We start from the raw sequence: 11,492 nt of genomic DNA, 5'->3' as shown, positions 1-11,492 counted from the left end.
TGCTCGGAACCTTCGAACCGTCACCGTATCCCGCGCCCGAATCTGCCCGATACCGCCTCGGGGCGGAGTTGGATCGAGTACCATCTCCGCCCCTGGGTGGACGCGAGAGCGCTGATTATCCCGTAGACGACCCGTTGAACAGGGCGGCCCGCAGCAGGTTGAAAAGGTAGGGGACCTGTTCGGTCGAGCCGGTGGAGCAGGTGGTCGGAATCGGCCCGCACTCCGCGGCGGCAGGCGCTGCCAACGGAAGCTGGACGAGGCCGACGACGGCGAAACCTGCGGCGGTGGCGAGGAGAGATTTCATGTACTCAAGGTAATGACGCGGCGGTGGTTCCGGCAGACCGAGGTTCTAGGGGCGGGAAGTGTTGTGCGCGGCCAGGATTCGTCCGCTCACCGCGCCGAGGCCGATCGGCCTTCCCGTCGAGCCGGGTGCGGTGGCGGTGATCGTGACCTCGTCGCCGTCGGCCAGGAAGGTGCGTGACTCGCTTCCGACCATGATGGGTTCTTTTCCACCCCAGGACAGTTCGATGAACGAGCCGCGCTGGGTCGGTTCGGGGCCGGAGATGGTGCCGGAGGCGTAGAGGTCGCCGGGGCGGATCGAGGCGCCGTTGGCAGTGAGGTGGGCCAGCATCTGCGCGGGAGACCAGTACATGCGTGCGTAGGGCGGGTGGGAGACGACCTCGCCGTTCCAGGCGACAGCCAGGTCTATGTCGAGGCCGAAATTATCGCTGCCGCGCAGGTAGGGGAGAGGTTCGGGGTTCTGCGTCGGCAGCGGCACCCGGGCTTCGGTCAGTGCTGCGAGCGGGGTGATCCAGGCCGACATCGACGTGGCGAACGACTTGCCGAGGAACGGCCCGAGTGGCTGGTACTCCCAGGCTTGGATATCGCGAGCCGACCAGTCGTTGACCAGTGCGACGCCGAAAACATGCGAGGTGAATTCGTCGACGGTGACAGGTGCGCCGAGCGTGGAACCGGTGCCGACGACGAAGCCCAATTCGGCCTCGATATCCAAACGTTCGGACGGGCCGAAATCGGTTGCGCCGGAATCTGTTTGACGCTGTCCCTGCGGTCGGATGACAGGCGTATCCGACACGACGACTGTGCCCGCCCGGCCGTGATACCCCACCGGTAGGTGCCGCCAATTCGGTAGCAGCGGTTCACTATCCGGGCGAAACAGCCTGCCGAGGTTGGTGGCGTGGTCGATGCTGGCGTAGAAGTCGACGTAATCGCCGATGCGCACCGGCAGCGCCATTCGCACCGAAGACACGGGATATATGGCATCGACCGGTAGCGCCGTATCGGCGAGCGAGCGCAACTTTTCGCGAACCTCACGCCAGCGGCTGGCACCCTGCGCGAGAAACGCATTCATGTCGGCGCGAGCGAACACCGAATCATCCAGCAGCGCAGCCAGATCGAGCACCATATCGCCCAATCGGCAGCCGACCCGGAATTCGCCGTCGGGCGGTGCGAAAACGCCGTACGGCATGTTCTCCGGCCCGAAGAGTGAGTCCGCGGGCACCTCGACACGCAACGACCCGGCCCCTTCGCTGATCATCGACCTGCGCCCGCTCACCGCAGTCCCGGCCCGCGACCCGACCAGGTCCACGCATAAGCTGGATCCTCGCAGGCCAGCGCACCTTCGCCGAGTTGCAACGGCCGGAACGTATCCACCATAACCGCCAGTTCGTCGAAGAATTCCGCCCCGATACTGCGTTCATACGCGCCGGGTTGCGGACCGTGCGCGTAACCGCCCGGATGGACCGACACCGAACCCTGGGTGATGCCGGAACCCTTGCGCGCCTCGTAGTTTCCGCCGCAATAGAACATGATCTCGTCGGAATCCACATTCGAGTGGTAATACGGCACCGGAATCGACAGCGGGTGATAGTCCACCTTGCGTGGCACGAAATTGCAGATCACGAAATTGGTGGCCTCGAAGGCCTGATGCACCGGCGGTGGCTGATGGACCCGGCCGGTCAGCGGCTCGAAATCGGCGATGTTGAAGGTGTACGGGTACAGGCAACCGTCCCAGCCGACGACGTCGAACGGATGCGTCGCGTACGTCATTCTGGTGCCGATCACCTCGTTGCCCGCGCGATGCTTCACCAGCACCTCCACGTCGGTGTCGTCGACGAGCAGCAATTCGTTCGGCCCGTGGATGTCTCGCTCGCAGTACGGCGAATTCTCCAGCAGCTGACCGAATTTCGAGAGATAGCGCTTGGGCGGGGTGATGTGACTGGATGCCTCGATCACGTACGCGCGCAACGGTTCCTCGCCCGTCGGCAGCCAGCGATGAGTCGTGGCGCGCGGCATCAGGACCTGATCACCCTGGCGGACCGGCAGGATCCCGAACACGCTTTCCACCACGGCCGCACCGGATTCCACGTACACCAACTCGTCGCCGATGGCATTGCGGTACAGCGGAGACGCACCCTTGGCGACCACGTACGAGATCCGCACATCGGCATTGGCGAGCAGCAGCCTGCGCCCGGTGACAGGGTCTGTGGAAACGGCCGTGTCGCCGGGAAACAGCAGTGGCAGCCGCAGATGCCGGTGGTGCAGTGGATGATTCGGCGTCAGAGTCTGGTCGGGTAGCTCCCAGACGGTCGCATCGACGATCGCGGGTGGCAGGGCGCGGTGATAGAGCAGCGAGGAGTCTCCGGAGAACCCCTCTTCGCCCATCAGTTCTTCGTAATAGAGGTTGCCGCGCTCATCGCGATGCTGCGTGTGCCTCTTGGGCGGCACCGCACCAACTCGGCGGTAGAACATCGAGCGCACCTCCCGCTGCGTTGCAGGCTGAAACTTCTCCCTCCAACGTAACCGAGAATGCGCGGAAATTCCGTCAGAATTCGGCGATCACCGGAGCATGATCGCTGGCGCCCTTACCCTTGCGTTCCTCGCGGTCCACCGAGGCGTCCTTGATCTCGTCGGCCAGCGCGGGGGAGGCGAGGATGAAGTCGATGCGCATGCCCTCCTTGCGGGGGAAACGCAGCTGGGTGTAATCCCAGTAGGTGTAGACGCCGGGGCCGGGGGCGAACGGGCGCATCACATCGCGGAAACCGAGGTCGAGCATCGACTGGAAGGCCTCGCGCTCGGGTGCGGAGGTGTGGGTCTTGCCGATGAACAGTTCCGGCGCCCAGACGTCGTCGTCGGTGGGGGCGATGTTCCAGTCACCGACCAGCGCGATCTTCGCCGCCGGATCCTCGGCCAGCCAGCCCGCCGCCTTCGCGTGCAGGGTCGAGAGCCAGTTCAGTTTGTAGGTGTAGTGCGGGTCGTCGAGCGCGCGGCCGTTGGGGACATAGAGGCTCCACACCCGCACCCCGCCGCAGGTCGCACCGAGTGCGCGCGCCTCGACCACCGGCGATTCGATCAGCGAATCACCGGCGTCCTTGTCGAAACCGGGCTGATCAGGGAACGCGAGCTCGGCATCGGTGAGCCCGACCCGCGACACGATCGCGACCCCGTTCCACTGGTTGAGCCCCACATGCGCCACCTCGTACCCCGCGGCCTCGAACTGCTCGAAGGGGAACTGATCGTCACGGCACTTGGTCTCCTGCAACGCCAGCACGTCGATGTCGTGGCGGTCCAGTAAGGCGATCGCCCGATCGACGCGGGAGCGGATCGAGTTGACGTTCCAAGTGGCGAGACGCACGGGTGCGGTTGTCCCTTCTAGTGATTCTGGGGTGCTGCGTAGCGGTAGGCGTGGTGTTCGATGAAGCCCAGCTCGCGGTACAGGGCGAGGGCGGCGGAATTGCCCACCTCCACCTGGACGTAGGCGTGGGTCGCGCCGTGCTCGGCACCCCAGCGGATCAGTTCGGCGCACAGCAGCGCGCCGAGTCCGTTGCGGCGGTGCGCGGTTGCCACGGCCACGCAGGTGAGACCGACCCAGCTACGGCCGTCGGGCGCTGTGGTCACCGCGCCGCGGCCGATGGACAGTGGTTCGGGCAGACCGAGGGACGCGAAGCCGAGAACACCGTCGATGACCGAGGTGAGCACCGCGCGGTCCGGTTCGCGCACGGACGGGTCGAGGGGGATCTCGCCGCGGTAGCGGTGCGTGCGGAGCCAACCGTCCTCGGGCACATCGGAGATTCGCACCATCGACGGGCCCTGCGGCAGAACGAAATTCGCGATGTCGAGACCGAGGACGACGGTCTCGCTCCAGGTGTTCCAGGTCGGCGGAACAGGGGCGAGCCGGTCGGGCAGTTGCAGCAGCAGCGGCAGCCCCTGACTCGTGTACCAGTCCGCGATCTTGCGCATGGTGTCGATCGACAACACCGCGGGCACACCTGATTCGCCCAGCGGCACAGCCGAATTCGCCCGGCCGGTGTAGCCGTTGCCCGCTCGTACGAGCCAGCCGTCGATCCACAGGTGGGTGCTGCCGGGCCAGGCCAGCGCCGCCGCGGTTTCCAAGGAGCGGATCTCCTTGGTTCGAATAGGTCTGGGCCCCAACGCTTTCAGTGCGACGACGCGATCAGGGGACACCGACACCAGCTCACCCTCGGCGGTCCGCACCGACGGTGGCGTCAGCGACACAAGTTCGCCGATCACGTCACTGAGCGGCTGTGGATAACCCGCGGGCAGCTGGTACCGCATCACCACGCGGCGCCCGAGTGGGATCATGGTTCTCGGCCGCCTTGATCTGGACTGAGTGGAGGGTGCGACGAAGGAGTGCCCGGAGGGAGGGAAGATCGAGGCTTCCGGGCCGAGAACCGCGGCGCCAGCCGCCATGACTCAGTCGTCATGACCGAAGGGGTCGGGAACCGTGCCGGGGATCCAGCTCAAACCCGGTGTGCCCCAGCCATTTCGCTTGATGGCCTTCTTGGCGGCACGCGCATTGCGGCCGATCAGCACGTCGACGTAGAGGAAGCCGTCGAGGTGGCCCACCTCGTGCTGCAGCATGCGCGCGAAGAAGCCGGTGCCCTCGATGTCGACCGGCTCGCCGTTCTCGTCGGTGCCGGTGACCCTGGCCCAGTCCGCGCGACCGGTCGGGAACTGCTCGCCGGGCACCGACAGGCAGCCTTCCTCGTCGTCATCGGGATCGGGCATGGTCTCGGGGATGGCCGAGGTCTCGAGTACCGGGTTCACCACCACGCCCTTGCGGCGGACCTGGTTGCCCTCGGCGTCGAAATCGGGGCAGTCGTAGATGAACAGCCGCTTGCCGACGCTTACCTGGTTGGCGGCAAGGCCGACACCCTTCGACTCTTCCAGTGTGTCGAACATGTCCGCGATCAGCTCGGCCAGCTCCGCGGGGGTCTCCGTCACCTTCGCGGTGGGGTTGTGGAGAACGGGGTCACCGACGATCACGATCGGGAGAATTGCCATGGTCGCCATTATCGCCGCACGCACCGGCGGGCGAGCGGCGACCCCTGTGGGCCGCGACACCTCTACTGGCCGTTAGTCAACACGCCGTGACATGGCTCGAAGGATCGGGGGAACCCGTGGTTGAATGGCGACGGTATTCACCCATCTCGTGATACTCGGCGAGGGAGCAAGATGGACGGCGCAGCAGCTCGGCACATCTCCGAAGGCCCCACTGCGGGCGAACCGGACGAGAGCACCGGTCTGAGTCGGCGCGAGCTCGACATCCTGGACTTCGAACGCAAATGGTGGAAGTACGCGGGCGCCAAGGAAGACGCGATCCGCGAACTCTTTGCCATGTCGGCCACCAGGTACTACCAGGTCCTCAACGCGATCGTCGATTCCGACGCCGCGCTGGCCGCCGACCCGATGCTGGTCAAGCGGTTGCGCAGACTCCGGGCCAGCAGGCAGAAGTCGCGTGCCGCGCGCAAACTCGGTTTCCAGGTCTGACATGACGGTCACACACCCCACGTTGCGACTAGGGTTGGGCGGGTGAGCAACCCGAACCCCACCCCCGGCGGCCCGCCGTTGCGCGCGCTGGCGATGGTGTTGATCGCGCTGGCCATTGTCTTCGCCGGTCTGGGTGCGATGTCGCTGTCGAATTCCGATGCCCAGGCGTCGGAGGAGCCGACCGAGACCACCACCTCCAGCGCGGTCGCGCAGGCTCCGGCCACCACGAAGCCGCCGACTACCACCAGCGCGGCCGCTGTCCCGACCACGACTTCCGTCGCGCCGACGACCACGGCCGCTCCCACGACCACCGCCCCCGCGGCGGGTGCCGCGGATCAGGCTGTGCCGGTGAAGGTGCTGAACAACAGCCTCGTCGCCGGACTGGCCGCGCGCACCGCCAGCGAACTGGGTGCGGCGGGCTGGACCAATGTGAGCACCGGCAACTACAGCGGCGCGAACCTGACCACCACCACCGTGTACTACGGCGGCGGCGCGGGCGACAAGGCCGCGGCCACCGAGATCGCCGAGCAGGTCGGTGGGACGGTAGCGCCCAAGTCGGGCGATACCTCGCCCGGCGTCGTCGTCGTCCTGACCGGTCGCTGAACCAGGCGCGGCACGCGGTGCCGTAGGTCGCCTCGCCGCTGTGGCATCATCTTGAGCGGTATAGCCCCAGTCCGATAAGGAGTCTCCTGATGGCCACGTCGACAACTCGTCGCCCGTCCTGGCGCATTGTGACCCCGGTGCTCGCGGTCGCCGCGCTCGGGCTCGCAGCCTGCACCAACAGCCAGGAGTCGAGTGACGTCAAGGGCACCACGCCGCCGGTGTGGACCAGCTCGACGGCTCCCGGCGGCGAAAGCGGCGGTCACGGTGGTTCGCACGGCGCACCCGCCACCACTGTGGCTCCCGGCCACGGTGACGATCACGGCGCCCCGGCAGCGGGCGGTCTGAAGACCACGCTCAAGAACGGCGCGGGCGCCGATGTGGGCACCGCGACCATCGCCCAGGAGGGCGGCCACCTGGTCGTCACCGTCGAGGCGCACGGTCTCACCCCGGGCTTCCACGGCCTGCACTTCCACCAGAACGGCACCTGCGAGGGCGACTTCGCCTCGGCCGGTGGACATCTGCAGGTCGGCGCCGCCACCGCGCACCCGGCCAGCGGTGACCTCACCTCGCTGCAGGTCGGCGCCGACGGTTCCGCGAAGCTGGTCACCCAGACCGACGCGGTCACCCTCGACAACGTCAAGGGCAAGGCGCTGATCATCCACGCCGGCGCCGACAACTTCGGCAACATCCCGCCGCGCTACACCCGTGAGGGTGGCACCGGCCCGGACGAGACCACCCTGACCACCGGTGATGCGGGCGCCCGGGTGGCGTGCGGCGTCGTCGGTTAGCGAGACACACCCAATGGCCGGGGCATTCGAGCCGGTTCCGTTTCGCGGTTCGCCCCGGCCGACCATCGGCATCGAATGGGAGATCGCGCTCGTCGACAAGGTGACGCGCGATCTGTCCAACACCGCCTCGGCGGTGTTCGACGCCGTCGGTGACCTGCGCGCGCACGACGGCACGCAGCAGGTGACCAAGGAATTGCTGCGCAACACCGTCGAATTGGTGACCGGGGTGCACGACACGGTCGGTGCCGCGGTGGAAGATCTGCGCGGCACGATGGACGCGGTGCGGCGTGCGGCGGATCCGCTCGGTGTCGACATGTTCTGCGCGGGCACTCACCCGTTCGCGGCGTGGTCGGCCCAACAGCTCACGCGCTCACCGCATTACGACGAACTCATCGAACGCACCCAGTGGTGGGGCCGTCAGATGCTCATCTGGGGTGTGCATGTGCATGTGGGAGTTTCGCACCGGGACAAGGTCTTTCCGATCCTGAACTCGCTGCTGCTGTCGTATCCGCATCTGCTCGCGCTCTCGGCGTCCTCGCCGATGTGGTCCGGTGACGACACCGGCTACGCCAGCAATCGCGCGCTGATGTTCCAGCAGTTGCCGACCGCCGGGCTGCCGTTCCAGTTCGAGAACTGGCGCCAGTTCGAGGGTTTCGTGCACGACCAGATGAAAACCGGTGTGTTCGAACAACTCGGCGGTATGCACTGGGACATCCGGCCCGCGCCCAAGTGGGGCACCATCGAGGTGCGCGTGTGCGACGGGCTGTCCAGCCGCGCCGAACTGGCGTCGGTGGCCGCGCTGATCCACTGCCTGATCGTCGACCTGGACCAGCGTCTGGAAAACGGCGAGACCCTGCCGACGCTGCCGCCGTGGCACGTGCAGGAGAACAAATGGCGGGCCGCGCGCTACGGGCTCGACGCGATCATCATCGTCGACGATGCCAGCAACGAGCGTTTGGTCACCGACGATCTGATGGACCTGCTCACCAGGCTCGAGCCCACCGCGAAGCGTCTCGGCTGTGCCGACGAGCTGGCCGCGGTGGCTGACATTCCCCGCCACGGCGCCTCCTACCAGCGGCAACGCCGGGTCGCGGCGGCTACTCAGGGCGATATGGTCGCGGTCGTCGACGCGCTGGTCCGCGAGCTCGATCAGTAGCGTTCAGCTGCGCAGCGGGGTGGCGTTAACCCGCCGTTTACGATGGTTGGATGCTTGTCGAACAACCACGCACTGTGGCGGGGGGTGCCACGCTCGGTTCCCGCTTGCGCGAACCACGGATTCTCGCCGTTGTAGCGGTGGCAGCGGTGCTCGCATTGCTCATCGGGCTGCAGGTCATGGCGTCGATCATGGGCTTCGACGGCCCGCTGGCCAGCCTGGCTCGCGACTTCGTCGGTACGCCCAAGTCGATGTCGGTGCCGTGGGCGGGATTGCTGCTCGCGCTGATCGGGATCTCCACGCGCAGGCGGATGATCGCACTGGCCGCCGCGATCGGTATCGACGCGGTGTGGGTGGCGCTGCGGCTCATCGACGGCAAGCCGTTGTCGTTCGGCAACGGGCCGACGATCGTGCTGGCCGCACTCGGCCTGATCGCCCTGGTGCGCTGGCAGGGCCGCGAGCGCATTGACGCGCTGAAGGCCGTCGCGCTCGGTGCGCTGCTGGTGCTGGCCACCAAGGTCGGCGATGTGTGGTTGCACCTGACGTCTGCGGTGCGTCCCACGGTGCTCGACGAATACGTGCTGCTCGCCGATCACGCCCTCGGTGATCCGTCGTGGGTCGTCGGACGGGTCCTGGATGTGCTCGGGCCCGAGGTGTACGCGGTGTTGCACTGGGTCTACATCGAACTGCCGGTGGCGGCGATCGCGGTGGCGGTGTGGCAGTTGCGCAAGGTGGTGCCGACCGGGCAGTGGCCGAGTCACTACCTGGTGCGCACCTTCCTGGTGCTCGGGCTGGTGGGGCCACTGTTCTATGTGTTGTTCCCGGTGGTGGGGCCGATGTTCGCGTTCGGGGCCGACGGGCACGGTTTCCAGGTAGGCAACTTCTGGCCCGCCGCGCTGCCGCCGATCGACTCCAACCCGTCCGCACTGGGCTTCGACGAATTCACCCCGCGCAACTGCATGCCCTCGATGCATACCGCGTGGGCGCTGGCGTTGTTCATCCACACCCGCCGCGATATCGACGGCTCACGCGCGCCGATCTGGATGCGCTGGGGTGGCGCGTTCTGGCTCGCCGCCACCGTTACCGCGACGCTCGGCTTCGGCTACCACTACGGCGTCGACCTGATCGCGGGCGCCGTCCTGTGCCTGACTGTCGACTCGGCGCTGCGCGCTCCCGAACGCGGCTGGGGCGCCTTCCGCCTCCGCCTGGTCGGCTTCGGCACCGCGGTCTTCGCCGGCCTCCTGCTCTCCTACCGCTACCTGGCCGTCCCGATGGCCGAATACCCGGTCGCCGCGGGCGCGATCGTCATCGGCCTACTCGCCGCAGTAGCCATCGCCTTCCACCACACCTGGTTCGCCGCCGCTCCCGAACCTGCCATCGAACGCATCCCCGCGACGTAGAACAACCCGTCGCGGCGGCGTTGTTCGCGACGTTATCCGTCAGTGAATACGGGCATCTCAGGGACTAGCAGGCTCGCCATCGCGTGGATAGCCCGAACCGACTCGGCGTCAGACACGACATCCGCCGTAGTAATCAGCGAAATATCGTCGTACTCAACCTGATTGCGGGTTCGCCGGATCCTGGCGAACGAGCGGAATGCCTCACGCGGGGGCGGTTTGGTGAACTGAGCCGCGATTGCTTCCTGGATCGCGTAGTGCCCGCCCTTGCTCGTGGCTCTGAGGCCTTGTGCTTGGAGTATCGCCACGAGACTCTTCCGTGCAGCGTCGTATACGAGGGTGTAGGCACCATCTGGATCTGATTCGGCCACTACGGCCGCACTGTCGAGGTGTTTGATGGCAACGTCGAGCAGAGCTGTCGCCGCGTCCAACGATGGCGACACCTTCTGGAGGTTCCCCGTAGAGATCAGTTGCCTGATTGTTTCGATTCCTGTCGGCCAGCTCATGACGCCTCGTCTCGTAGATCGAGTTCTACCAGGGGACTAGCTTTGGCTGTGCGAGTGAATGCGTCGTCAGCGTCCTCCCACGCTGTCCGGCTCCGGAAGATCACTTGGCTGTCGCGTCCGAGCGGGCGGAGTGCCGCGAGGACGGCCTCACTCACGTCGTCGCGGTTGGGTGTGCCGATGATGATCACATCGATGTCGCGTGGGAACGGTCCGTTGACGCCGAGATAACGGGCGGCCCAAGACCCCCCGATATATGCTGCCTCGATGCCGAGCGCCTGGCCCAATGCGTGCTCGATTGCTGGTTTCGGACCGTATCCGAGCTCTAGTAGATCGGTCAGAGGTTTCACCAGTGGGCTGTCGCCGCGCCGAAGCAGCCTTGCTCGACCGACTCTGCGATCGGTCAGAACGCCGGCCTCGAGCATCCGCACTGCCTCCTTGTGCAGATTGCCTGCGTCGGCTCCGATCTCCCTGGCGAGTTCGGCAATACTCGCCTCGCGATCAGGGCGCAGGAGAAGGGCTGCCAGCAAGCGCGCTTGTGTCTCGTTGCGTAGAACGGGCGCCAGTATCGAGCGAACCCATGTCATGTGCACATGATATCATGTAAACACGACACGATAGCCAATCGTGGCTGCTTCGGTGACGGTGCGTGGCAGTTGCCGTTGTTACCGCCGCGGCGAGTCACGACAGGTCATCGAGTACGGCGACGAGCTTCGTCGATAGAACTTGCCGCCATCCGCGCTCCAGTGCGTTGCGTGCCATTTTGTGCCGTTTGTTGTTGATATCGAATCCGCTGTGAGTGAGCACAAGCCGGGTGCCCCGTCCCTGGGCGTGTACTTCCCAGGCCACAATCCAGCGTGGTGGGAGCGCGAAGCGCAGGTCCATCCAGCTCCAGGTCATCGCCTTGCGCGGGGAGGTGGCAAGCACCTCGCAGGCGATCTCGGCTGTCGCATCGGAGGATACTGACAGGAGGAAGTGAGTGCCGACCTCCGCAGTGAAACCGGTCGATGCCATCAGCCACCGCTCGAGTAGAGCAGGTTCGGTCAGGGCCCGCCAAACGATTTCGGGCGCCCGTGGATAGAACCTCCCCAGCTCAATTTGCGAGGGGTCGGGCCGAAGTTCTGTCGTCACTGAATCGCCTCTCGGAACGGGAGTCGCTGGTATCGCCACCGAGGCAGTTGCCTGGCGCGGGCGCTCGGTGCCATGTTCGTGAGACTTGATTGTCTCTATATGAGACAAA

14 protein-coding genes are annotated in these 11,492 nt (G+C 66.2%); 5 read left to right on the top strand and 9 right to left on the bottom strand.

All coding sequences use genetic code 11. The features are described 5' to 3' along the window. Nucleotides 1–115 precede the first annotated feature (115 nt). The 6 genes from ACFW6D_RS14190 to ACFW6D_RS14165 all read right to left on the bottom strand — a co-directional run bounded on the left by ACFW6D_RS14190 (nucleotide 116) and on the right by ACFW6D_RS14165 (nucleotide 5,322). Entirely contained in the window at nucleotides 116–304 is a 189-nt protein-coding gene (locus tag ACFW6D_RS14190; protein ID WP_379328130.1) for a hypothetical protein, read from the bottom strand. A 45-nt stretch (nucleotides 305–349) separates the two neighbouring features. After that, nucleotides 350–1,555 carry a fumarylacetoacetase gene (fahA, locus tag ACFW6D_RS14185; protein ID WP_379328206.1) on the bottom strand — a complete coding sequence of 402 codons (1,206 nt, stop codon included), beginning with the start codon at nucleotides 1,553–1,555 and terminating at the stop codon, nucleotides 350–352. 14 nt (nucleotides 1,556–1,569) lie between these two features. Then, entirely contained in the window at nucleotides 1,570–2,769 is a 1,200-nt protein-coding gene (locus ACFW6D_RS14180; protein ID WP_379328128.1) for a homogentisate 1,2-dioxygenase, read from the bottom strand. Nucleotides 2,770–2,842: 73 nt separating this feature from the next. Further along, nucleotides 2,843–3,652, bottom strand: coding sequence for an exodeoxyribonuclease III (locus ACFW6D_RS14175; RefSeq protein WP_379328126.1), 810 nt, complete (start codon nucleotides 3,650–3,652; stop codon nucleotides 2,843–2,845). Between the two features lie 17 nt (nucleotides 3,653–3,669). After that, nucleotides 3,670–4,620 carry a GNAT family N-acetyltransferase gene (locus ACFW6D_RS14170; RefSeq protein WP_379328124.1) on the bottom strand — a complete coding sequence of 317 codons (951 nt, stop codon included), beginning with the start codon at nucleotides 4,618–4,620 and terminating at the stop codon, nucleotides 3,670–3,672. A gap of 111 nt (nucleotides 4,621–4,731) precedes the next feature. Further along, entirely contained in the window at nucleotides 4,732–5,322 is a 591-nt protein-coding gene (locus ACFW6D_RS14165; RefSeq protein WP_379328122.1) for a peptide deformylase, read from the bottom strand. 171 nt (nucleotides 5,323–5,493) lie between these two features. Here ACFW6D_RS14165 and ACFW6D_RS14160 point away from each other — a divergent pair, with 171 nt between their 5' ends. The 5 genes from ACFW6D_RS14160 (at nucleotide 5,494) to ACFW6D_RS14140 (ending at nucleotide 9,752) form a co-directional block, all read left to right on the top strand. Beyond that, nucleotides 5,494–5,808 (top strand): DUF3263 domain-containing protein, encoded by a 315-nt coding sequence (locus ACFW6D_RS14160; protein WP_379328120.1) that lies wholly within the window; start codon nucleotides 5,494–5,496, stop codon nucleotides 5,806–5,808. A gap of 42 nt (nucleotides 5,809–5,850) precedes the next feature. Continuing rightward, complete coding sequence (locus ACFW6D_RS14155) at nucleotides 5,851–6,411, top strand: LytR C-terminal domain-containing protein (RefSeq protein ID WP_379328118.1); 561 nt, start codon at nucleotides 5,851–5,853, stop codon at nucleotides 6,409–6,411. Nucleotides 6,412–6,500: 89 nt separating this feature from the next. Then, entirely contained in the window at nucleotides 6,501–7,199 is a 699-nt protein-coding gene (locus tag ACFW6D_RS14150; protein ID WP_379328116.1) for a superoxide dismutase family protein, read from the top strand. A 13-nt stretch (nucleotides 7,200–7,212) separates the two neighbouring features. Further along, nucleotides 7,213–8,355: a glutamate--cysteine ligase gene (locus tag ACFW6D_RS14145; protein WP_379328114.1), complete on the top strand. Its 1,143-nt coding sequence runs from the start codon at nucleotides 7,213–7,215 to the stop codon at nucleotides 8,353–8,355. A gap of 50 nt (nucleotides 8,356–8,405) precedes the next feature. Further along, entirely contained in the window at nucleotides 8,406–9,752 is a 1,347-nt protein-coding gene (locus tag ACFW6D_RS14140) for a DUF5933 domain-containing protein (RefSeq protein ID WP_379328112.1), read from the top strand. Nucleotides 9,753–9,784: 32 nt separating this feature from the next. Here ACFW6D_RS14140 and ACFW6D_RS14135 read toward each other — a convergent pair whose 3' ends face one another. The 3 genes from ACFW6D_RS14135 to ACFW6D_RS14125 all read right to left on the bottom strand — a co-directional run bounded on the left by ACFW6D_RS14135 (nucleotide 9,785) and on the right by ACFW6D_RS14125 (nucleotide 11,383). Beyond that, on the bottom strand, nucleotides 9,785–10,255 hold the full coding sequence (locus ACFW6D_RS14135) for a hypothetical protein (protein ID WP_379328110.1): 471 nt from the start codon (nucleotides 10,253–10,255) through the stop codon (nucleotides 9,785–9,787). Further along, nucleotides 10,252–10,839, bottom strand: a complete 588-nt coding sequence (locus tag ACFW6D_RS14130) for a hypothetical protein (protein WP_379328108.1) — start codon at nucleotides 10,837–10,839, stop codon at nucleotides 10,252–10,254. The genes ACFW6D_RS14135 and ACFW6D_RS14130 overlap by 4 nt, the downstream gene beginning before the upstream one ends. A 94-nt stretch (nucleotides 10,840–10,933) precedes the next feature. Beyond that, complete coding sequence (locus tag ACFW6D_RS14125) at nucleotides 10,934–11,383, bottom strand: SRPBCC domain-containing protein (protein ID WP_379328106.1); 450 nt, start codon at nucleotides 11,381–11,383, stop codon at nucleotides 10,934–10,936. Between the last annotated feature and the right edge of the window lie 109 nt (nucleotides 11,384–11,492).

The organism is Nocardia sp. NPDC058705 (assembly GCF_042749305.1).
GTDB lineage: Bacteria > Actinomycetota > Actinomycetes > Mycobacteriales > Mycobacteriaceae > Nocardia.
Note: the sequence above shows the minus strand (reverse complement) of the source record. Positions and strands in the feature narration are given on the sequence as shown.

What these genes read in the sequence shown, in the direction of transcription:
- ACFW6D_RS14190 (WP_379328130.1), bottom strand. Translation starts at nt 304, where the DNA reads ATGAAATCTCTCCTCGCCACCGCCGCAGGTTTCGCCGTCGTCGGCCTC.
- fahA (WP_379328206.1), bottom strand. Translation starts at nt 1,555, where the DNA reads ATGATCAGCGAAGGGGCCGGGTCGTTGCGTGTCGAGGTGCCCGCGGAC.
- ACFW6D_RS14180 (WP_379328128.1), bottom strand. Translation starts at nt 2,769, where the DNA reads ATGTTCTACCGCCGAGTTGGTGCGGTGCCGCCCAAGAGGCACACGCAG.
- ACFW6D_RS14170 (WP_379328124.1), bottom strand. Translation starts at nt 4,620, where the DNA reads ATGATCCCACTCGGGCGCCGCGTGGTGATGCGGTACCAGCTGCCCGCG.
- ACFW6D_RS14165 (WP_379328122.1), bottom strand. Translation starts at nt 5,322, where the DNA reads ATGGCAATTCTCCCGATCGTGATCGTCGGTGACCCCGTTCTCCACAAC.
- ACFW6D_RS14160 (WP_379328120.1), top strand. Translation starts at nt 5,494, where the DNA reads ATGGACGGCGCAGCAGCTCGGCACATCTCCGAAGGCCCCACTGCGGGC.
- ACFW6D_RS14150 (WP_379328116.1), top strand. Translation starts at nt 6,501, where the DNA reads ATGGCCACGTCGACAACTCGTCGCCCGTCCTGGCGCATTGTGACCCCG.
- ACFW6D_RS14145 (WP_379328114.1), top strand. Translation starts at nt 7,213, where the DNA reads ATGGCCGGGGCATTCGAGCCGGTTCCGTTTCGCGGTTCGCCCCGGCCG.
- ACFW6D_RS14140 (WP_379328112.1), top strand. Translation starts at nt 8,406, where the DNA reads ATGCTTGTCGAACAACCACGCACTGTGGCGGGGGGTGCCACGCTCGGT.
- ACFW6D_RS14135 (WP_379328110.1), bottom strand. Translation starts at nt 10,255, where the DNA reads ATGAGCTGGCCGACAGGAATCGAAACAATCAGGCAACTGATCTCTACG.
- ACFW6D_RS14130 (WP_379328108.1), bottom strand. Translation starts at nt 10,839, where the DNA reads ATGACATGGGTTCGCTCGATACTGGCGCCCGTTCTACGCAACGAGACA.